Below are 779 nucleotides of genomic sequence, written 5' to 3' on the forward strand. Positions count from 1 at the left end.
GCGGTGTCGATGCCGGCGTCAGCGGCGATTTGCGCATTAGGCCCAATCCCGATGCCAATAAGCACCACGTCAGCAACGATCGACCCTCCATTCCAAGTCAGAACGACCTCGCCCTTTGAATTATTCGACATACGCAGATTCGCACAGTTCAAACGGAACTCACCACCTTCGCTCGCGTGACGTGTCGCGATCCATTCTGACAAAGAGAGGGAGGCGCTACGCGGCAGCAGTCGCGGCGCTAGCTCAATGACCGTTGTTTGACAGCCCAAGCGGCGAGCCATCCCCGATACCTCCAGCCCTATAAAACCCCCGCCTACAACTGCCAGCCGCCGGCCAGGCGCAAGAGCCGCGCGCAATCGCAAAGCGTCTGCTTCAGTGCGCAAATAATGAATTTGTGCCGGGTCCACACCGGAATTCTCGAAGAGCCGTGCTCGAGATCCCGTTGCGATCAACAGCTTGTCGTAGTGTTCCGGTTTGCCGATATCAGTATGGACGATGCGTCGAACAGGGTCGATCAGGGTGGCCTTCGTCCCGTCCCGCAAAACGACGCGGTCCGCATACAGCTCAGACCCTTTCAGGGTCGGCCTCTTGGCCCCCAAAAGAAAGTCCTTGGATAGCGGCGGCCTGTCATAGGGTGTCCCGCTTTCGCTATGAATCAGGACCGTGCGCTGCTCAGGACACAGCTCGGCGAGCGTGGTGGCAGCACGATGCCCTGCTAGTCCTCCTCCGATGATAACGACTGTTTCCATAAACCTTCCTCAGCGCCTGGCGACTCTGAC

The 779-nt window shown here is 58.7% G+C and carries 1 protein-coding gene; it reads right to left on the reverse strand.

Translation table 11 applies throughout. The annotated features are described in order from the left end of the window. On the reverse strand, positions 1–749 hold a 749-nt coding region (locus NKH90_RS34650; protein WP_352823824.1), incomplete at its 3' end, for an NAD(P)/FAD-dependent oxidoreductase. Positions 750–779: the final 30 nt, after the last annotated feature.

The sequence above is a fragment of the Mesorhizobium sp. M0898 genome, from assembly GCF_040319695.1.
GTDB lineage: Bacteria > Pseudomonadota > Alphaproteobacteria > Rhizobiales > Rhizobiaceae > Mesorhizobium.